The sequence below is a fragment of the Bacteroidota bacterium genome (assembly GCA_016715945.1).
Lineage (GTDB): Bacteria > Bacteroidota > Bacteroidia > Bacteroidales > F082 > JALNZU01.
Genome location: JADJXJ010000001.1, coordinates 379582 through 400465 on the forward strand (window position 1 = coordinate 379582; position 20884 = coordinate 400465).

Here is a 20884-nt window from a genome sequence, read left to right on the forward strand (position 1 = left end):
AGTTTGCACAGTTGATTGGCTGACTTTTGTCCGGAATCACCGGCCGGATTTGTCCGGAATGATCATAATTTTGTCAACAGGCAGTTGAACGAAGTTTTCTGCCTTCGACATCAGCTCGCCGTAAGTATGTATGGTTCCTGACTGTAATTTCTGAGTTGCATATCACAGAGAAGCCGCTCAACAAGTTGAGAATGATTTTTTGTCATTCTGGTAAGTTTTAAAGTTTGCACCCTAACGTTTCGAGCGTATGTGACTGACTGCAACGCAGTCTGTCCACGAATGTCGAAATGAGGCGAATGCCGAGTGAAGACATAAGCTCTGTTAGGTACAGTGCCGGAAGAATATTTACAAGGATTTCTTCCAATTATAATAATCTTTTAACTCTTTTTTATGTGGAATGCTTTTAAACGCAATCAAATTTTCCCAGTTTATAAATGCAATAGAATCATCAACCACATCTAATCCAACTAATAATGTTATAATTACATGATTAGGAAATATTTTACTCCCTATTTTATTAGCCCATTCCTTACGTATTTGTATTTGATCTTTATCCTTATCTTTACCCTGATTCTGTCCTATTTGTGATTTATATTTACATTCAATGAGAATAATATATTCTTCACTTTGAATAAAAACATCTATTTCCGGACCACCGGAAACAAAAGTATCAGGATGAGGCAATCTCGTCCACAAATTTATATTACAGTTTTTTTGACTATCTTTATATTTTAAATATTTCAATAATTCGTTTAAAAAATCAGTCCTTACTTCATTGTTTTGTTTAGATATATACCCAAAAAGAGACCATGTAAGCGCATCTTCAGAATTGATGGATTGCAAGTCAGTATAATATCCTAGTTCTTTAATCAATTCTGATTGTACTGAATTATCAAAATCATCTAGATGATTGCTTTTGTATAAACGGCCAACAATTTCGATAGGTGGCCAAATAATATTGTGAGGAATTAAAAGATTGTCTTTATAAGACGAAACAGCTCCTGAATTTCCCTTTGATTTAATGATTTCAATTTTATCTTTATTAAACATAAAAACCTCCTTTCGAATTAGTGCCTAACGATAAGCATTTTATTCATCGTCTCCATTCAAATATAATCCAAAGGCGAAAGAATTCAAATGCCTGATGTGGGTTAAACAGAAAAACGTTGGAAATGATGAATAAATAGAAGTTGGACTGAGCTGCCGGGGTCGATAGTTACCAGGTGAAGATACCCTGCAGCGGTTTTCAGTGAAGTGTGCCCGCGAAATTGCTGGATCAGCCGGAGGTTTACACCTTTTTCGAGCAAATGGGTAGCAAAGCAGTGCCTGAGTGTGTGAAAGGAGATTTGTTTCTTAATGCCAGCTTTCAGGGCCGATTTCTTAACAATAGTGTTCAGGGTCTGATCTGCCAACAAACACGTGCTTTTGGCGGCCACTTGCTACAACCTGAAAAAATACCTCAGGTTCATCACTAAGCATCGCCAAACTTCAGTTAAGGCTGTAAAGTTAGCCACGGGACGACATGCCGGCATCGATTTTTATGCTTTTCAACGATTATCTAACCTTATTATCGCTATACGTAGAAATGGGTTCAGGATGGCATTCTGTTTTACATAAACCGTATAGGCTTATTGCAATACTAAAATTATTAAGCAAAAAATTTTAAGAGGAGAAAACAGAAAGTTTGTGAGGTTGTGCAACGGTTACCGCTGTTGTAGGCAGGCATACTATCTTTTCAGTAGTTTAAAACCAATGTCTCGTCCTTGTCCTTGAAACATTGCCAAGTTTATCCAAAACCAAGCAAACTGCTCCATTAGTTCAAATTTATCGTTGCCACCGATGTCGTAACAATCAGCAAAACCTGCATCTTGGGCTAACTGCTTTGCTATTGATTTTCCTTTTTCGCTTTCGCCTGCAACAAATAAATCTATTGAAACTCCACTATAGATAGTATTTTCCATATTGTTAAAACCTGTTGTATTAAAGCATTTTACAACGTCTTTAGTCTGAGTGTAAGCAAGAATAGCATCGGTAGTATTACTAAATCCATCAGGACCTTGTTTCATTATGATGTTCATAGCATCAATAACAACTTTGCCTGATGTGTCCCCCAATGACTTAACTACTTCAATCGTTGCTTTTGCAGGTGTTGCCAAAAGTATAACTTCCGATTTTGCTACTGCTTCTTGAATAGAATGAACAGTTGTGTTCGCATTTTTTAGAAGCTTTTGCCCTTTAAAATTTTTTGTGTCTTGTACACCAAGAAAAATGTTGTGACCCGCTTTTGCCCATTTTGTAGCCAAAGCACCACCAACATTACCTGTGCCTATAATTGCTATGTTCATTTTGTTTGTAATTATTTTGAGTTAATAAATTTTACCGCTTCGTCTGCTATGATTTTATGCACTTTGGCACTTGCCGAAACAGCCCACCAATTCATAAATTCATCAGGATTTAATCCTTTTTCCTTATTTGGCATAGGCACATTGGTTTTTTCCAGAGGTTGCATAAAATTAATAATGTCTATTGGTAGGTATGCATCAACATATTTAATACCATACCTTGCTGGGTTCATACCTACGTTGGCAAAAACGGCTGCTCCGTCAAATTTGAAAAATTTTACTGACGAATTTTTGTAACTATCTTCAATTTCTTGCAAACCTTTGTTGAGGGTTTGGCATAGTTCAGAGGCTTTTGCTTGTTTGTCTGTACCGAAATAACCCGGACTATATCCCATATCGGGCATTGTGCCGACAAAAATATTTTTCGCTCCTGCTTTTACCAAAAGTTCAATGGCTTGCTTATAATTGTTGGCTGGTGGATATTGTGCTAAGTCGGGCTGACCATATTCCAAATAATTGCCAATATCGTGTCCGCCTGCCCATAGTACAAACAAGGTTTTCTCGTCAATTTTGGGGTTTGATGAAAGGTAAGTTTGCACCTGTGCCAACATTCCCAAAAGCGGTGTTTTCTCGTCTAACTTTAAGGCTGGTTTCAAAGGCTCATTGATGTTGTATAAACCTGTGGTTGCCCCACCCATTGCATAATTGTTGTCTAATGAAATAGGTAAGTTTAGACTTTCGGCAAAGTGTTCCACCCAAACTTTACCATTTGTCCAACGACTTTCATAAAAGCCTACTTCGGCAGGTGGATACTTGTAATCAGTAAGTTTCCCCCATTTGCCCATATCGTTTAAGCCATCGCCAAAAACGACAATTCCTGAAAATTTTTGTTCCATTTTGTTTGTTTGTTTAAGTGTTTTACAACTAAAAAGCATCACAGAAAAAGCTGCGATAAGCATAATTTGAATACTGAATTTGTTCATCATTTTTTTTATTTAAAAATTTGATGTTGCAAAATTCGTTCAATAGTATTACTTTTGCAAGTAGACACTTAAAAGTGTTATACTTACTAAAAGGTAACTAATTTTGAAAATCAATGATTTATATGAAAGAAAAAATTAAAAAAACTCAAAAATATTTTGATTGTCCGCTAACAACGGCAATGAATGTCATTGGTGGCAAATGGAAAGTTGTTATCTTGGGGCATCTTTTTACAGGGGATAAACGTTTTGGGGAACTTAAAAAGTTGGTCTGTGGAGTAACCCAAAAGATGCTAACCCAACAACTTCGTGAATTGGAAGATGATGGATTAATTCATAGAGAAATATACAAAGAAGTTCCGCCAAGAGTTGAATACAGTCTTACAGATTTTGGTAAAAGTCTGTCCCCAATTTTGCAAGACTTGTGTGTTTGGGGACAAAAAATCAAAGACGAAAAAGTGTTTGGGTAGTCGGTCTTTTATGCTTACCTACAACGTTCCCACGCTTGGCGTTCGTGCGGGATTTCGAAGCTTAAAACTTTCAACCCAGCACTAAAGTCCAATTGAAAAACTGAACTTGAATGTGAGCACGTCACCCCGCATGACGCCAAACGTGTGTTACCGGGTCGTTGTTCTTCGTAACCCTTCGGCCACGAGCGTGTTGCTTGTTATTTTGGATTTTTTATTGGGAGTAGTTTGTACAGTTGGTTGGCCGGGTGGTCTGGAAGTACCTCGAGGGTATGGCTGAGCCAGCCAAAAGGTTCTACTTCATTGAGTTTGCAAGTGGCTAACAAGGAATAAATCATGGCTGCGCGCTTTGCTCCCTCATGCGAGCCTGCAAACAGATAGTTTTTCGGCCAAGGGCTACAGGACGTATGGTGTTTTCAATCAGGTTGTTGTCCATTTGATATCGTCCGTCATCGAGGTATCTTATCAGTCTTGGCCAAAGGGTCAACATGTAAGTGATGGCCTGGCCAATGGCGCTTTTGGGCAAGACACAGGCATGTTGCTCACTGAGCCACCGATGCAACTGCTCAAGCACAGGTTGGGCCTGTTGCTGTCTGAGGATTTTTATCTCATCATGGTTCAGGTGATTCTCTTTTGCCATGCGCTCAATCTGGTATAGCTTGCCTATAAGCAACAGGGCAGTTTCAGCCCGTTGGCTGTCGTTATCCAATGCCTTTTCAAAATTGCGTCTGGCATGTGCCATGCAGGCAAGTTGCAAGATATGGCCTTTGAGTCTTAATCCGTTGTATGCTGCATAACCATCGGTTTGAAGCACTCCGCTAAAGTCTTTCAAAAACTTCTCCGGGCCTTCGCGTCCGCGCCCTGCTTGGTAGTCGAATACCACAAGGCGCTCCATCGGATCGTGGTACACCCAGAGGTAACCTTTGTGTGTTGAGCCCGGCTTGTCTTTTGTCAATACTGCAATGGGCGTTTCATCGGCCTGAAGGTAGCCCGAGGATTGAACTTTTGCCACAAGGCTATGGTATAGCGGTTCAAGCAACTGACAGCTGGCGCTGAACCATCCGTTGATGGTTGACTCTGACAACTGAAGCTTCTGACGTTTGAACATTTGTACCTGACGGTAAAATGGCAGGTGATCTGCGTATTTACTCACTATCAGGTGAGCCAACATGCTTGCGCCGGCATTACCTTTCTCGATAGGCAGGCTCGGAAGCTCGGCTATGGCTATCTGTGTTTGTTCCTGGTTCTGACCAAGCACATACTTGGGGCGCACAATCTGCCTGACATAGATGCTGCCAGGCTCGTATTCAAGTACCTCCGTGATGGCATTACCAATGAAGCGGGCGCCCTCAGGAAGGTTCTGTGGTTCGATGACCTGCTGTTTGCGTGGCAAATGGGCCGGAAGTTCAAGACGAAGCGGTTGTTGCTTGTCTTTTTGCCCGGCTTTTGTACGGGTGTAGTTTATTTGCTGGGTCTGGGGCTCCGGTTTCTGAGGTTCCGGCAGCTCGAAAAGGGTTAGTTGATTGGGATTGGCAGCCACAAACCGTTCGCTCTTTGCACCAAATAGCATACGCTTGGGCTGGGCAAGTTCATGCTTGAGCAGCTTGGGCTCGACCACCATCGCATCATATTCCGATACCATGTCCTTATGCCGTGCAAGCTCTTGACGAAGCATATTGAGCTCGGCCAGTAAGGCTTGATGTGCTGCTTTGGAAATAGTGATTGTTTCTGTGCTTGCCATAGGGCAAAATTACAGAATCAACCTGCTGGAAATGACCGCCTTAAACCTTAGTTTCCAACAAAATCATGTCGATAAAATCGCTTGTTTTTTCTTGCATTTTCCATTGAAATACCATTGATTATCATCACCAGCTGGCTATAGTCGAGCATCTGGTTTTTCACCCCATCCATACTTTGTTTGGGCAGTTGCAGCCTGCCTTGCTCGAGTCGCTTGTAAAACAGTACGAACCCTCCGGGTTCCCACCGAAGCATTTTGATGCAGTTGCGTGGCTTGTTAATGAAAATGTACAAATCTCCGCTCATGGGGTTTTGGCCAAGCTTGCTTGTGACCAGCCCGCATAAGCCGTCGAAACTTTTACGCATGTCTGTTGGCTCAAGGTAGAGAAAATACCTTGCCGAAGTAATGGAAAACATATCATCACATCCGGATTAAACATTTGAGCAGCGATACAGGGGTAGACAACGGCACATGAAGCTCAATGCCATTGGGATAACGAATCAACAGGTTTGTGCTACATGGCCCATTCAACTGCACAAAGCCTCCAGTTGCCTGCTCCTTTGAACGATACTTATTTACCCAGTAACGAAATGTGTAAAGCTTCATCCCATTTGCCATTGCAAACGACCTTTGACTTTGACCACTTTGCTCCCACTGCTCAACCAAAAAAAACATTTTGTCTTTGCGCTCTTTACGAATCATATCCCAAAAATTTTAAGCGCAAATATCTGCAACCCAACCCCATCCTAAAATATGCTCGTGGCCGAAGGGTTACGTTCTTCTTTCAATTTCGTTAAGCTCATTTGTTAATACTCTTTTTGTCTCGTTAATGCTGTCTTTTTTTAATGGTACACCCAAAATAAATATCGTACTTGTCGCTTCGTTAATGCCGTTTTTATACTGGATGCTTTTTAATTCGATTTGGTCCGATGGATAACAAAGGAAACCATATTTACAATCTGTTTTACTGAATGATGAGTAAGCCAATATTTGATGTAAGTCGTGCCGATGGTCTTCTTTAAGGACTTCACTTTGGTCAAACTTGTTGTATAAATTAGATTTGTATTTCGCGTCAATAAAAACCAAAATATTTTCTTTTTGAAAGATTGCGTCCGGCTCGATATGCTTTAATTCCCAGGCATAATGCTTCGAAGTCCTAGAATGAAACTTAAAGTTTGAATAAAGTCGTCCGCCTGTTTCTTTTGCAGCTTCTTTAAAAATATGTTGAATAAATTTTTCGAATACATCTGAAAAGTCTACCCGCCAAGCTGTGCTGTCTACAAGGTTAAAGTTTAAAATTCTATTAGCTTGTTCTTTGCAGGTTTTCACAGTTGGAGTATCGGAAAATCGGATTGTGATTTTATTGGTTGCTTTTGGTTTATGATGATATAATCGTTCTTCAAGGAAACTCAATTTGGTTCGCAAAGTATTCTTAATTCTATGCGGTGTATTGGTAGAGAGTAATTCACTTTTACAAATGTCAAAGACATATCTAATTTCTGAATATTCAGAATGAAACTCACTCAATACGTTTGTTCTTGCTGGAAACTTTAATCTGTTTTCTACTTTAAATTCATTGTTTAAATATTTTGTCCAATTTATTTCACCAGTAGGCTGACTTGATACTTTTTCAATGTTGTCAAACTTTCTCCACGGTCTCATTGTCAGTTTTTCAAGAGCTGATATAAATTTTACAGCCTCCAGATAAAATGGTGGCCTGAAATTCTTACCTGATGCCAATGGTAAACTATCAATCACCTCTGGACTAATTTCAGTACCTAGTAGGTTTAGAATTTCAATATAGTCCTCAAATCTATCACGCCCAGTAAATCGAGGCATAACTACAAAATCACCGATTTGCTTTCCTGTGTCAGAAGCCCTCAAAGGAATAGAGCCAATGAAACCTGATGAACGAAATGTAAGTGCGGTACTTTGGTCTGAACCAATGATGTGTGGTTGAACTCCAAGAAATTTAAATTGCTCAGAATTGTAATCAATGAATTTCTGGAGGTATTGACCGATAATTCTTTTATCTACTGACTTGAACCACTTTTTTTGCAAAGCAAGTCCACCCAACTGTTTTGATTGTTCAGTCAGGCAAGGAATTTCGCAAAAAACATCTAGTGGCTTGGTCATTCGAAAAGTGATAGATTTATTCTATTTGAGAAATAGTTATTGAACTCTTCTTTAGCATTTCGCAAAAGACCTTCTTGTAAATATTCTTTAATCAAAGGAAATATTTCATAGCGAATACGATTTTTCATTTCCTCTTCGGAGTCTGCAATGAAGTAGCCTTGACCAGGTTGTAAGTTCAATTCTGTACTTGAGGCATACCAGTCAAATATTTCTTGAATCCTGGCAAAGTCTTCGTTAAAAAACTGTCTCGACTTTATGGTTTTTGGCTTTAGTGTGTACCAGGCAAAACGTCTTCTTAGTGCAAAGTCAACAACGGCCAAACTTCTGTCAGCTGTGTTCATTGTGGCAATAACAAAAAAGTTTTCAGGCAGTTTTTCTACTTTGAAATTGGGAGCTATTTCAATTTCAACATTCGAGACATCCATTTTGTGTTCGAATAAATAAAAAATAGGTCCTAATACATTGGAAAGATTAGCTCTGTTTATTTCGTCAATGATTAAGATGACTTGCTCATTGCTGTGTTCAACAGCATATTTTAAAGCCTTGGAGAAGCTGCCTAAATTTTCTTTATATCTCAGTTCTTCGTTATCTGTGTCAGGACGAATGCCAAAAATAAAATCGGAGTAACTTGTCTCAGCGTGAAATTGAGTAAAGAAGGTTTTTGCACCTATTTTTTTTGCAACACTTTTTGCTGTTCTTGTTTTACCAGTTCCTGGAGGTCCTTGAAGAACAATGTACTTTCTTTCGTTTAAGAGATTTTTCACTTCTTCTGCTTCATCAATTGTTTCTGACTTTAAAAATGGCTCTAAAGCTTCTGAAACTGCCTTTCTATGGTCTTTGTTGGAAGGCCAGTCTCTAAGTTTCGCATAACCTGCGACAAAGGCTGTAATAATTTGTTTTCCTTCATCACTTTCTGGGTCGTCAACGATTTGGCAAACTGGTAAAACTTTGCTGTAAGTTTTAATGGTATTTTTTATGTGTTGTAAGTCTGGGTTACCAGTGATTGATTTTGGCAGACTAGTGTCTATGTCAGAAAAGTCTGATTTGCAAAATCCTCTTTCGTCTGTCAGTTTCGAAAATAATCTTCTAAGTCCAGGATAGGTTGCGAGTTCGTAGTCATTCTTAAAACCACTAGAACCAATCCCAAGACAAACTAACCAGGGTTTGTTTTGGTCGTTTGGAAAAATGGTCAATGAAAAGTCGTGGAAAGGACCTGACGCTTCCTCTTCTGGGTGAATAAATCCAAAATAAGCTCCGTTGTCTTTGAGTGCTTCTTGCCCGGTATTATTTCGTTCAACATAAGGCTTATTGAATTCGTTGTCTGTCTTTGCACCGAATTGTTCAGCTTTTTCTTTTATGAATTGTCTAATGTTATCTATACTCATTTTCGTTGTTTGAATGTCGTTTTACAATGCCCGGTAACGGTTTGGCGCTTGGCGCAGTGGCGGATTTCGGAGCATAAAACTGTCAATACACCACAAAAGTTGATGCGAGGTAGAATGTTCAATTAACCACTTCACCCGCCATTGAGCCAAACGCCTGTTATAGGGCGTTTTTTCTTTATTTATTTGGTTTTGCTTCACTTCCTGCTAAAATTCCACCGTCTATTGTCAATTCAATGCCTGTTACATATTTGCTTTCGTCACTTGCTAAATACAAGATTCCATATGCAACATCAATTGGTTCTCCAAAGTGTCCCATTGGAATACCAATTTCAACATCTTCAATGATTCTTTGTCTTTGTTCTCCTTCTCCTAACATAGCGTCCCACATTGGTGTCATAATAGCTGCTGGATGAACGCTGTTACATCTAATCTTATATCCATTTTCTGCACAATATAAGGCTACACTTTTTGTGTGATTTCTAACGGATGCTTTACTTGAAGCATATGCAACAGCACCTGGAATTCCCCCTACACCGCTCCTTGAAGAAATGTTTACTATACTTCCGCCTTTGTCTTTCATAAGTCTGATAGCGTATTTACAGCCAAGCATAACACCTGTTGAGTTTACTTTGTGAACTTCTTCCCAAGAATTCAAATCTGAGTTTTCAGCGTCCCAAGGTCCCGATGATTCTAAGAACCCTGTTATTCCTGCATTATTTACTAAGATGTCAAGTCGACCGTAATTTTTAGTAATGTACTCGGTTGCTTTTAACCAATTCTCTTCACTTCCAACGTCCAAATGTAAATAGTCAGCATTTGTTTTTAATTTTTTCACAACAGCATTTCCTTCTTCGTCCCTAATGTCAGAAACGATTACAATAGCTCCTTCTTTGTGAAAGAGTTCAGCAGTTGCCTGTCCTATTCCACGAGCAGAACCTGTTATTAATGCTATTTTATCTTTTAATCTCATTTTTGTCTTTGTGGTGTTGTCTTTTAAAATGCCCTATAACTCGTTAATAGGTCTGACAAATTCATCCTAATCCGCCCAATAAGGGTGTTTATGTATGTCTGCTCCAGTCTTCTTTCATGGTCAACAGGCATAGGGCTGAATGAAAAACCAGTCACCGCTTGTACTAAAGACCCATATCTCATTGGGTTACTCATCTTAGTCAGTTGATACACACGCTGTAAAGCTACAATTTTCTCCATACTCCCCGACAAGATGTTAACAAATCGAAGAGGGATTTCTAACATGTTAAAAATCAATGGTATACCTAATGGGTTTCACCTCACCTGCCAAACATACACATATCCCACGACAAAACTTGTCGCAACAATACTTTAAACCCAAAACACTTATCGCTCAAGTCGCCCCCTCGTCAGCTCCTATCGTAGCCCCATCTCCCCGTCTTCCCTTCGCCTCCTCGCCCCCTCGCCCTGTCTCCCAGTCGCCCACTCACCCAATCGCCCAGTCGCCAGTCGCCAAGTCGCCCCTTCGCCCAGTCGCCCCGTCGCCCTCTCGTCAGCTCCTGTCGTCGCCGCCGAGACACGGCCTCGCCCCGTCGCCAAGTCTCCCAGTCTCCCCGTCTCCCTCTCGTCAGCTTCTCCTATCCTTTGTAAAAGGGCAGTTTGACGATTGTTGCAGGCAGCAGCTTTTCGCGTATGTTGATGTAGATTGTGTTATCGAATTTGGCGTAGGCGCTATCCACATACCCCATTCCGATGCCTTTTTTCAGCATGGGCGACATGGTTCCGGAGGTTACTTCACCAATTTTTTGTCCGGCCTCGTTACATATGTCGTAGTGCTGGCGCGGGATGCCTTTTTCCATCACGAAGCCGCGCAGCTGTCGTTTCACGCCATTGGCTTTTTGTGCGGCCAGCAGTTCGCGGTCGATGAAGTTGTTGCCTTCGGTAAATTTGGTGATCCAGCCAAGACCGGCTTCGATGGGTGAGGTGGTGTCGTCGATGTCGTTGCCATAGAGGCAGAAGCCCATTTCGAGGCGCAGGGTGTCGCGTGCTGCCAGGCCAATGGGCTTGATGCCGTAGGCTTCGCCGGCCTTGAGCACGGCATCGTAAATGGTATCGGCATACTTGTTGTCGAAATATATTTCGCAACCTCCGGCTCCGGTGTAACCGGTGGTACTGAACAGCACATTGTCGATGCCTGCAAAGCGCAGCACCTTGAAAGTGTAGTATTCCATGTCTTCCACCGGGGTGTCGGTGAGTTGTTGCATGGCTTTGAGGGCCAGCGGTCCCTGCACGGCCAGCTGCGAGGTTTGGTCGGAGGCATTGCGCAGCAGCGCGCCATGGTGGTTCTGGCTGTTCACCCATGCCCAGTCTTTGTTGATATTGGCTGCATTAACCACCAGGAGATATTGCTCTGGCGAAAAGCGGTACACCAGCAGGTCGTCCACAATGCCTCCCTTTCCGTTGGGGAAGCACGAATATTGTACTTTACCATCGTACAGGGCGTTGATGTCGTTGGTAGTGAGCCTCTGAACGAGTTCGGCGGCATGTGGACCTTCCACCCAGAATTCGCCCATGTGCGAAACGTCGAATACCCCGAGGGCACGCCTCACAGTTTCGTGCTCCACGTTCACGCCTTCGAATTGTACCGGCATTTCGAAGCCGGCGAATGGTACCATTTTGCCGCCCATAGCCACATGGCGGTGATAGAGTGCGGTGCGTTTCATAAATTTTGCAGGATCAGGTTTGACGGATTTGTTTATTGCCGCAAAGTTAGATTTTTTAAAGGTCTGGCCCGATGCAATTCCCTGCATGCGGAAGGTAATTTTGCGATTTTTTGGCGTACTTTGCCGGCGCAAAAGGCCCCGTTGCGGCATCAGGCGTGGGCCGAATATGAGTTATGAAGCTGTCGGTTGTTATTGTCAATTACAATGTGGAGCATTTTCTGGAGCAATGCCTGCTTTCGGTTCGCCGGGCTATGCAAGGCATTGAAGGCGAGGTGTTTGTGGTTGACAACAACTCGGTGGACGGCTCGCTGCGCATGCTCAGGAGCAAGTTTCCGGAGGTGAAGCTGATTGCCAACAGCGCCAACGTGGGTTTCAGCAGGGCCAACAACCAGGCCATTGTGCAGTCGCAGGGCGAGTATGTGTTGCTGCTCAATCCCGATACTGTGGTTCAGGACGATACCTTCAGCAAGACGATAGCCTTTATGGATGCGCACCCCGAAGCAGGCGGGCTGGGGGTGAAGATGCTCGACGGTCAGGGAAAGTTTCTTCCTGAATCCAAGCGTGGGTTGCCCACGCCCATGACGGCTTTTTACAAGATATTCGGCTTGTCGGCCCTCTTTCCGAAGTCGCGCCGTTTTGGCCGCTATCACCTCAGTTTCCTCGATCCCGACCAGGTGCACGAAGTGGAGATTCTGGCCGGCGCTTTCATGCTGCTGAGACGTAAAGTGCTCGATGAGATAGGTTTGCTCGATGAAACCTTCTTTATGTATGGCGAGGATATCGACCTGTCGTACCGCATCATCAAGGCCGGGTATAAGAACTATTATTTCCCGCTGACGCGCATCATCCACTACAAGGGCGAGAGCACCAAAAAGAGCAGCGTCAACTATGTGTTTGTGTTTTACAACGCCATGATCATCTTTGCCCGCAAGCATTTCAGTCAGCAGCGGGCGCGCTCGTTCATTGCCCTCATCCATCTGGCTATTTATTTCAGGGCGTTTGTCGCGCTTATGTCGCGTTTCATCAGGCGGGTGGCGCTGCCTCTGGCCGATGCCGTGCTCATCTATGCGGGCCTGTTTGCCATCAAAACAGCCTGGGGCAACCTGACCATATACCGCGAGGGCGGCGATTATCCCAATCTGCTGGTATTCGGGCTGTTGCCTTTGTATGTGCTCATCTGGGAACTGGCCATCTATTTTGGTGGCGGATACGACAAGCCCTACCGCATGCGCAAAGCCATAGGGGGCATCATGGCCGGCACGCTCCTCATCCTGGTGCTTTATGCCATGCTGCCGGAGCACCTGCGTTTCTCGCGCGCACTTATCATCCTGGGTATGCTGTGGGCCATGGGCGCCCAAGCAATTACCCGCCTTAGCGGACACCTGCTGCGCCTCGATGGCTTTCTGCTGGGCGATGTGGCAAAAAAACGCTTCCTCATCATCGGCAGTCCCGACGAAGCCAGGCGCGTGGAACAGATTCTCAAAAGCACCAGCCTGCAAACCGACTTTATCGGACTGGTCAGCTCAGGCACGGCCATAAACGACAGTCCGGAGTTTCTTGGCGAACTGTCGCAGGTGCCGGATATCATCCTTATCTACAACATCAACGAAATCATCTTCTGCTCCCGCGATATCGACCATCGCACCATCATTAACAAGATGACCGAATGGCACAGGCCGGGCATCAGTTTCAAGATAGCACCCCAAGACAGCCTGAGCATCATCGGCAGCAACAGCATCAATACCCGCGGCGACCTGTACACCGTGGGTATCAAAGCCATCGACAGCTTTGTGAACCGCCGCAACAAGCGCCTTTTCGATGTGCTTGCCTCGCTGGTGCTTATCGGGCTTTCGCCTTTTCTCGTCTGGTTTGCCAACAAACCACTGGGGGCAGTGCGCAACGCCCTGCTTGTGCTTGCAGGCAAGCGGACGTGGGTGGGATACTGCGCCGAAACGCCCGGCCGGCAACAGGCGCTGCCGCCACTGCGCAAAGGCGTGCTCTGTCCGGCCATGGTCTTCGAAGGCAACAGTGCAGATCAGGCTACACTGGATCACCTTAACCTGCTCTATGCCAGAGACTATCATGTGCTCACCGACCTGAATATCTTCCTCAGGGCATTCAGGTACACCGGAGGCTAACACCTGCTTCCTGTGCTTTATTTTTTGTCTCAAGCCGCATTTAAAGTAATTTTGCAGCCACATTATCTATCCATCGTTCATTTATGCTCAGCAGAAGGCACCTGAGGGTGAAGGTCTTACAGGAACTCTATGCCTGGTTTCAATCAGGCAATACCAGCCTGGATCAGGGTGAAAAGCAACTCCTGAAAAGTATCAACAAGCTTTACGAACTCTTTGTCTATCAGCTCTCGTTTCTCACCGAGCTCGTCAGGTTTGCCGAGAGGCGGATCGAAGAGAACAAGAAAAAGCTGCTGCCTACCGGGGAGGACCTCAACCCGAATATGCGATTTGTCGAAAACCGGGTGATTGCCGCCATCGATAACAACCGCGACTTCAGGCGCAAAGAGGCACATTATCACATCAACTGGGCCGACGAGCAGGAGATGGTGCGGAGGTTCTACAACATGCTCCGCGAAACCACGGCTTTTAAGCTCTATATGAGCCAGCCGAAAAGCAGCTTTGCCGAAGACCGCAAGCTGGTGCTTTTTATTATCGAAAACCTGTTCACCGAGTTTGAACTGCTTCAGTCGTACTACGAGGAAAAAAGCATCTACTTCGTTGACGATTACCACCTGGTGACCTACCTGCTGCTGATGTTTGTGCGTCACCTCAAAGAGGATGAATTCGGGCCTGACACCCCGCTGCCCGACCTGATCAAGACGGCACAGGACGAAGACAACGAAGACCTGGATTTTGTCAAACAGTTGTTTCGCAAAACCATCCTCAACAGCAAGCAATGGGACGAAGAGATTGCCAAAGTTGTGGACAACTGGGAGCTGGAACGTATTGCAGTGATGGATGTCATCATCCTCAAAATGGCCCTCACCGAACTTACGCATTTTGAAAGCATCCCGGTGAAAGTGACCCTGAACGAATACATCGACATTTCGAAATATTTCAGCACTTCCAAAAGCAAGGTGTTTGTCAATGGCATCCTCGACCGCCTGGTGAGTGAGTTTCGCCAAAACGGCCGCATCCGCAAAACAGGCCGCGGGCTGATTGAGTAGGGAAGGGGATTCGAGGGTTGCGGGTTACGTGAAGATAGTTCCGGGTTGCGAGGTGCGGGTTGCGGGAGGTTGACGGTAGTTGTCATCGTTGTCGTTGTTGTCGGTGGTTGTCGATGGTTGTATCCGCGCAAATCAGTCCGATCAGTGTGATCAGCGTTCTATTGTTGATAGAACACTGAAGACGCAGATTGAACAGATGGTCACTGATAAGAATCAGCGTTAATCAGTCCGATCAGTGTGATCAGCGTTCTATTGTTGATAGAACACTGAAGACGCAGATTGAACAGATGGTCACTGATAAGAATCAGCGTTAATCAGTCCGATCAGTGTCACCGTGTCCCGGCCTTAGACGGGATCAGCGTTCCATATTTAAGGAAGTCCCGCTCGCCCAGTCGCCCCGTCTCCCCATCTCCCCCTCTCCAAGTCGCCCCGTCGCCGCGTCGCCCAGTCGCCCCGTCTCCCCCTCTCCAAGTCTCCCCCTCTCCCCCTCGCCCCGTCTCCCCCTCGCCTCGTCGCCCCACTAATCACCTCCAACCAGAAAAATTTTCATCGTCCTACGCTTGTCAGCTTCACTAAAAGTCCTATTTTTAGAAAGTATTAACCAAACCAATAATTTGGACAAGTGTAATCCTGTTTTCATATGGACGACAGCCGCAAGATTTTCCGTTTTCTGCAGATGCTATCCCGTTTGCGCTCGCCTCTGGGAAGTACGAAAGAGGAGCTGGCCCGCGATTTTGGGCTGAGCCGGCGCACCGTTGAGCGCTACTTTGCGCTGGTGCGCGACCTGGGCTTCCTGCTCACGCAGCGCGATGGCCGTTATTGCATCGAAAGTGTGGACAAACGCAGCATGCGGCACGAAGAACTCATCGTATTTACCCTGGAGGAAGCGGCCATACTGCGCGAAGCTCTGCTGTCGCAGCCCATCAAACCGGAACTGCACCGCGGGCTGCTCGATAAACTGTATGCCCTCACCGAACTCGACAACCTGTCGGAAACCCTCTACAAACAATCCGTGGCCCGGCATATCTCGGCTGTCAGGCAGGCCATCCGGCAAAACGAACAGATCTGGCTGCGCAGCTACCATAGCATGAGCAGCCACACCGAACGCGACTACCTGGTGGAACCCATCCGTTTTTCGCACTATTTCCGCTACCTGCTGGCCTACGACGTGCACGCCGGTATGGTTAAACAATTCAAAACCGAACGCATCGGAGATGTCGAACCTACCGGCCTGGCTTTTCAGCACGCCGAAAAGCACCAGGCTCAGGGCGTGGATGCCTTCGGCATGAGTGGCCATACACCTATCAATGTTCGCCTCAAACTCAACCGCCGTGCCCATCACCTGCTCGTAGAAGAGTATCCCGACACTATCCCGTATGTCCGCAACGAAAACGGACAGACCATTTTCCGGGGCAAGGTGTACGCCTTCGAAGGCGTGGGCCGCTTTGTGCTCGGACTACCCGGCCAGGTGGAAGTGCTCGGGCCTAAGTCATTCAAAGCTTACCTGAACGACCAATTAAAGAAAAATTTGTTGTAACGACGTGTTTTGTCGCAGGTGGGATACTAAATTTACAGAGAGAAACTTGAATTATAAACCTACAACACTGAAGTGTTAGCCGCTAAATACCTCTGGGGAAAAACGTTTGATGACAATGGTAAAACTATTGTTAAACCACTATGGACTCATTTCGCCGATACAGGATTGGTGGTACTTGAACTTTGGAAAAATCATATTTCGCAAGATAGAAAAGAGCAAATCGCAAAGATTTTTAACGCAAACATAGAAAACGCAGGAGCAATCGTGGCACTCTGGACTAGTCTGCACGACATTGGTAAGGCAACTCCTTCATTCCAAACAAAAATTATCGAAAGAAAGATTGTACTTGAACGTGAATTTGGACTTAGTTTTGTTCAGTTTTCAGAGATACCCCATGGTTACGCCTCATTCAAAATTATAAAAACATGGATTGATAGAAGGAATCTGCCTACTGGCACTTTAGAAATTGCTAAAATAATCAGTATTCATCATGGAAAAATACCAAATTTTGTTGACATTGATGAGTATTATGACACTGGTGATTGTATGTGGGAGGCATTGCAATGCGAACTTATAGATTATTTCGTATACAATTGGTCGACGCTATTTGGGATTAATTTCGAGAGTATTTTTCCAAAGATTAATTTCAATCATAATGGTTTCATTACATTGTCAGGTTTAACAACGCTTGCTGACTGGATTGCATCGATGGCAGATTATTTTCCAAAAGAAGAAAATCCATCTGATTTTTCGAAATATTTAATTTTAGCAGCTTCATCAGCAGAAAAGGCAGTATCCGAATCGGGTTTCGATATACTTGCTAGCTTTTCCAATAAGAGCTTTAAGGAATTATTTCCAGGATTAATTGCAAGTGAGCTACAAGAATTGACTGGTAATCTTACTATTACTCAAGAACCAAGCCTGACAATAATTGAAGCTCCTGCCGGTGAAGGAAAAACAGAGGCAGCTTTATATTTGGCATATAAGCAATTGTTACTTAGACCAAATAATGGGCTTTACTTTGCCTTACCAACAATGGCAACTACCAATGCAATGATTGAAAGGTTATTGGCGTTTTTGAAGCTGGCACATAATGTTAAAGCTTCAGGTAAATTTATTAACTTCAGACTCATACACGGTAAAGCATTGTTGCAGCCAAAACAAATAGAATTATTTAATGCATGGAATAAGATAAAGAACGTTGATGGCACGAATCCTGAAGATGGTATCGTTGTGACAGCAGCGTGGCTTACAAGCAATAAGCGAAGTCTGATGGCGCCATACGGACTTGGAACGGTTGACCAGGCACTTACAGGGGTCTTGAAAGTGAAACATTTCTTTCTGAGATTGTATGGTTTATCTGGTAAAACAGTAATTATCGACGAGGTACATGCTTATGACGTATACATGCAGCATTTGATACATAGAATGCTGCAATGGCTTAAAGCGTTGAATTGTAATGTGATACTTTTATCGGCAACCCTCCCGTCTGCATTTAGAAATGCTTTTTTCAGGAGTTGGCAAAGTAATGATGAATGTGACAATAAATTGTCTAATAACTATCCACTAGTTTGCCATACTAGCAGAAAGGGAATCGAAATTATCGAGGGTTTTAAAACAAGAAAGAAGACCAGGCTTGAATTAAGATACATCGATTCCGATCCAAATATTATTGGAACTTGTGCCTTTGAATATGCCATGCAAGGAGCGGCAGTTGCAGTTATTTGTAATACTGTTAGACGTGCACAGAAAATTTTCAAAATATTAGTTGAATTAAATCAACAACAAGACGTACATATAGTATTATTTCATGCAAGTTTCATACATAAGCATAAGTTAGAAATTGAGGAAAGGGTTAAAGCATTCTTTGGTAAAGGCCGGCAATCATTAGTAAAGGTTTTACTAGTTGCAACACAGGTGGTTGAACAAAGTATGGATATTGATTTTGATGTAATGATCAGTGATCTTGCGCCAGTTGATCTTTTGTTACAACGTGCAGGACGAATTCATCGCCATGACAATATTGAAAGGCCTAAAGCATGTGAAACTCCAATACTCTATTGGGCAACAAAGGATGGTAAGGATGCTGAATTGCCTGAATTAGATGATATTGGAACACGGTTGAACCAATTTGATGTATACGATGCTTTCATCCTTTTCAAAACGTATCATATTTTGAAGATTTCTAATACGTGGTCTTTGCCAGATGATTACCGAGAGTTGATTGAAATGGTTTATAATGAAGAGGATTGGGAAGTGCAGGCCAATAAATTATTAAATTTATATCCTTATTCGAAAGGCAGTATTTACAAGGCATTAGAATTGTTTAAGAATAAAATTCATAAGGCAAGAACTGAATTTGAGAAACATGCGATTCCAGCACCAAATAAGTGGCAAAGCATCTGGAATGGAGATGTATTTTTAAATGAATCAGATGAAGAATTAAGTGACAATCATCTCCAAGCATATACAAGATTAGGACTAATGAGCATCGAAATGAATATTTTATACCGTGATGCTTCCGGTTGTCTTTTCTTTGATGAAAATGGAGAGGAAAGTATTAAATCATATGCTAATAAAAGAAATGATTTTTCAATTAAATTGATGCAAAATAGCATTAGAATTTCAAACATTCAGATAATTAGAGCAATTCAGGAAATAAGTCCAAGAATCGACTTAAAAGATACAATATCATTTAGTATCCCTGGCAGGATACTTGTTTTAGATTTACAAAAAAATGGAGTAGGAAGCTGTGGCAGTATTTTTTACTCAAAAGAATATGGACTATCAATGAATGAATATTAGTACTGTTATGGGTGAATATGATCTGAGAATTGAACAATGGATACCTGTAGTTTACAGGGAGGGTGACAGCCAAAATATGGGATCAAAAATCAAAAAGCTGAGTCTGATTCAGGTTTTTGAAGATGCACATCTTATTGAGCGTATACAAGCTGAAAATTTATTGGAAACTGTAGCATTGTGCAGATTTCTGATGGCAATTTTCATTGATATGCTCAATGCAGATCATGATGAAGAGACGTGGTTTAGGATATGGAACCAAGGAAAATTTGATCCGATATTGATCAATAATTATTTTTTTACTGAACCTAACTGCGGTTCCTTCAACCTTGGCCATCCTGATAAGCCATTCTATCAACATCCGATGCCTCTTGATGGGGTAAAGCCCTCTAAGTTAAGCAGGTTGTTTGCACATAAAGCAACAGGAAACAATGCTACATTGTTTGATCATAACTTTGAGATGAATGAACCTCCTATAAATGCTGACAAAGTAGCAATTGCCTTAATTTGTACTCAAGCATTTTCATCTGGAGGAGGAGTGTCCAAACCTTTTAACTTCAGCCATGCTCCTTTAATGGGCAAGACTTTCTTTTTCATTCACTATGAAACACTTTTCGGTTTCATAATGCTAAACATGCCACCTGATGATCGGGTCAGGCATATTAACGAAACCTTTCTATATTCACAAAAGCAGTTGCCTCCTGCATGGCGGCAGGTTTTACCCGAGATACACTTTAGACGACCGGCTTACGGAATACTTGATATTTTGACTTGGCAATCAAAAAGAGTGAAGCTAATCTTTGATAATGGCGATTGCGAACGAAATTTAATCAGGGCAATTTATTACTCGCAGGGATTTAAGGATGAACCCGAAATAACCAGTGATCCTCATCTTGCATACTTTTTAACGAATGATAATACTTTAAGAAGTCTCAGCATTACTCATGATCGATCAACATGGCGCGATTTTGATTACTTGATGATAACACGAAAAAGCAAAGAAATGCCAGGTGGACCTCTGACTTTTAATTTTCTGAAGCGAAACCTTCAGCGAATTGGTTTCAAAAAGTTTTCAAGTATCCCAATTTGGATTGTGTTTTCAGACACGGATCAGGCAAAAATAAACATTGTGGGCGAACAATTTATTCAATTATATCCTGACTTAATTGATAATAGAATTGCAATAACAATATTAATTAGTGCAAAGGAAATTGTAAAAAAACAACGTGATATTCTTAGTCGTGCTATTAGAGAAACAGCAAGAGCAGTTTTGGCTCCAATCGTACCAGGAAGCAATGAGCCAGGGAAACCAGATAATAAACAAGTTATCGCATTGTCACTAAGTCTTGGTTGGGAAACGAGTTTTCTTGATCGGTTTAATGCTGCGTATCCTGATTTCGTCTCAGAATTAGCAATGATATTTCATAATCAAGATAATACAGATCACGACGAAACTCAGTCAAGACTTGAAAAGTTAATTCTTGATTGGCAGGATAAGGTTTATCGTTATGCGAAACAAACCTTTTATGCTGTAAATGAACCTTATATCAAAGATACACGCAAAATACGTGCTTTTATATGGGGTTCTAAATTTCTCTTTAAAGCAAAACTCAGATAAAT

The 20884-nt window shown here is 42.9% G+C and carries 18 protein-coding genes; 6 read left to right on the top strand and 12 right to left on the bottom strand.

What is annotated here, in order from left to right:
* Positions 1–345 precede the first annotated feature (345 nt).
* The 4 genes from IPM52_01375 to IPM52_01390 form a co-directional block, all read right to left on the bottom strand.
* The gene (locus IPM52_01375) at positions 346–1050 is read right to left on the bottom strand and encodes a hypothetical protein (GenBank protein ID MBK9290275.1); all 705 of its coding nucleotides are present in this window, start codon (positions 1048–1050) and stop codon (positions 346–348) included.
* Between the two features lie 101 nt (positions 1051–1151).
* Positions 1152–1436, bottom strand: a complete 285-nt coding sequence (locus IPM52_01380) for a tyrosine-type recombinase/integrase (protein MBK9290276.1) — start codon at positions 1434–1436, stop codon at positions 1152–1154.
* A gap of 291 nt (positions 1437–1727) precedes the next feature.
* Positions 1728–2345 (bottom strand): NAD(P)-binding domain-containing protein, encoded by a 618-nt coding sequence (locus IPM52_01385; protein ID MBK9290277.1) that lies wholly within the window; start codon positions 2343–2345, stop codon positions 1728–1730.
* Between the two features lie 11 nt (positions 2346–2356).
* Positions 2357–3328 (bottom strand): SGNH/GDSL hydrolase family protein, encoded by a 972-nt coding sequence (locus IPM52_01390; protein MBK9290278.1) that lies wholly within the window; start codon positions 3326–3328, stop codon positions 2357–2359.
* A 119-nt stretch (positions 3329–3447) separates the two neighbouring features.
* On the opposite strand from IPM52_01390, the gene IPM52_01395 reads away from it, so the two are divergent.
* Positions 3448–3792: a helix-turn-helix transcriptional regulator gene (locus IPM52_01395; protein MBK9290279.1), complete on the top strand. Its 345-nt coding sequence runs from the start codon at positions 3448–3450 to the stop codon at positions 3790–3792.
* Positions 3793–3989: 197 nt separating this feature from the next.
* On the opposite strand, the gene IPM52_01400 is transcribed toward IPM52_01395, so the two are convergent.
* The 8 genes from IPM52_01400 to gcvT form a co-directional block, all read right to left on the bottom strand.
* Positions 3990–4127, bottom strand: a complete 138-nt coding sequence (locus IPM52_01400; GenBank protein ID MBK9290280.1) for a transposase domain-containing protein — start codon at positions 4125–4127, stop codon at positions 3990–3992.
* On the bottom strand, positions 4124–5530 hold the full coding sequence (locus tag IPM52_01405) for an IS66 family transposase (GenBank protein MBK9290281.1): 1407 nt from the start codon (positions 5528–5530) through the stop codon (positions 4124–4126). Before IPM52_01405 ends, IPM52_01400 begins: the two co-directional genes overlap by 4 nt.
* A gap of 47 nt (positions 5531–5577) precedes the next feature.
* On the bottom strand, positions 5578–5943 hold the full coding sequence (gene tnpB, locus IPM52_01410) for an IS66 family insertion sequence element accessory protein TnpB (GenBank protein MBK9290282.1): 366 nt from the start codon (positions 5941–5943) through the stop codon (positions 5578–5580).
* A 4-nt stretch (positions 5944–5947) separates the two neighbouring features.
* Positions 5948–6229, bottom strand: a complete 282-nt coding sequence (locus tag IPM52_01415; GenBank protein ID MBK9290283.1) for a hypothetical protein — start codon at positions 6227–6229, stop codon at positions 5948–5950.
* 69 nt (positions 6230–6298) lie between these two features.
* Positions 6299–7663, bottom strand: a complete 1365-nt coding sequence (locus IPM52_01420; GenBank protein ID MBK9290284.1) for a hypothetical protein — start codon at positions 7661–7663, stop codon at positions 6299–6301.
* The gene (locus IPM52_01425) at positions 7660–9048 is read right to left on the bottom strand and encodes an AAA family ATPase (protein MBK9290285.1); all 1389 of its coding nucleotides are present in this window, start codon (positions 9046–9048) and stop codon (positions 7660–7662) included. Before IPM52_01425 ends, IPM52_01420 begins: the two co-directional genes overlap by 4 nt.
* Positions 9049–9223: 175 nt before the next feature.
* The gene (locus IPM52_01430) at positions 9224–10018 is read right to left on the bottom strand and encodes an SDR family oxidoreductase (GenBank protein ID MBK9290286.1); all 795 of its coding nucleotides are present in this window, start codon (positions 10016–10018) and stop codon (positions 9224–9226) included.
* 637 nt (positions 10019–10655) lie between these two features.
* On the bottom strand, positions 10656–11741 hold the full coding sequence (gene gcvT, locus IPM52_01435; GenBank protein MBK9290287.1) for a glycine cleavage system aminomethyltransferase GcvT: 1086 nt from the start codon (positions 11739–11741) through the stop codon (positions 10656–10658).
* A 173-nt stretch (positions 11742–11914) separates the two neighbouring features.
* Here gcvT and IPM52_01440 point away from each other — a divergent pair, with 173 nt between their 5' ends.
* The 5 genes from IPM52_01440 (at position 11915) to casA (ending at position 20882) form a co-directional block, all read left to right on the top strand.
* Positions 11915–13879: a glycosyltransferase gene (locus IPM52_01440; protein ID MBK9290288.1), complete on the top strand. Its 1965-nt coding sequence runs from the start codon at positions 11915–11917 to the stop codon at positions 13877–13879.
* 83 nt (positions 13880–13962) lie between these two features.
* Entirely contained in the window at positions 13963–14925 is a 963-nt protein-coding gene (nusB, locus tag IPM52_01445) for a transcription antitermination factor NusB (GenBank protein MBK9290289.1), read from the top strand.
* A gap of 640 nt (positions 14926–15565) precedes the next feature.
* On the top strand, positions 15566–16462 hold the full coding sequence (locus tag IPM52_01450; protein MBK9290290.1) for a WYL domain-containing protein: 897 nt from the start codon (positions 15566–15568) through the stop codon (positions 16460–16462).
* Between the two features lie 72 nt (positions 16463–16534).
* Positions 16535–19267, top strand: a complete 2733-nt coding sequence (cas3, locus tag IPM52_01455; protein MBK9290291.1) for a CRISPR-associated helicase Cas3' — start codon at positions 16535–16537, stop codon at positions 19265–19267.
* Positions 19257–20882, top strand: coding sequence for a type I-E CRISPR-associated protein Cse1/CasA (gene casA / locus IPM52_01460; protein MBK9290292.1), 1626 nt, complete (start codon positions 19257–19259; stop codon positions 20880–20882). The genes cas3 and casA overlap by 11 nt, the downstream gene beginning before the upstream one ends.
* Positions 20883–20884 lie beyond the last annotated feature (2 nt).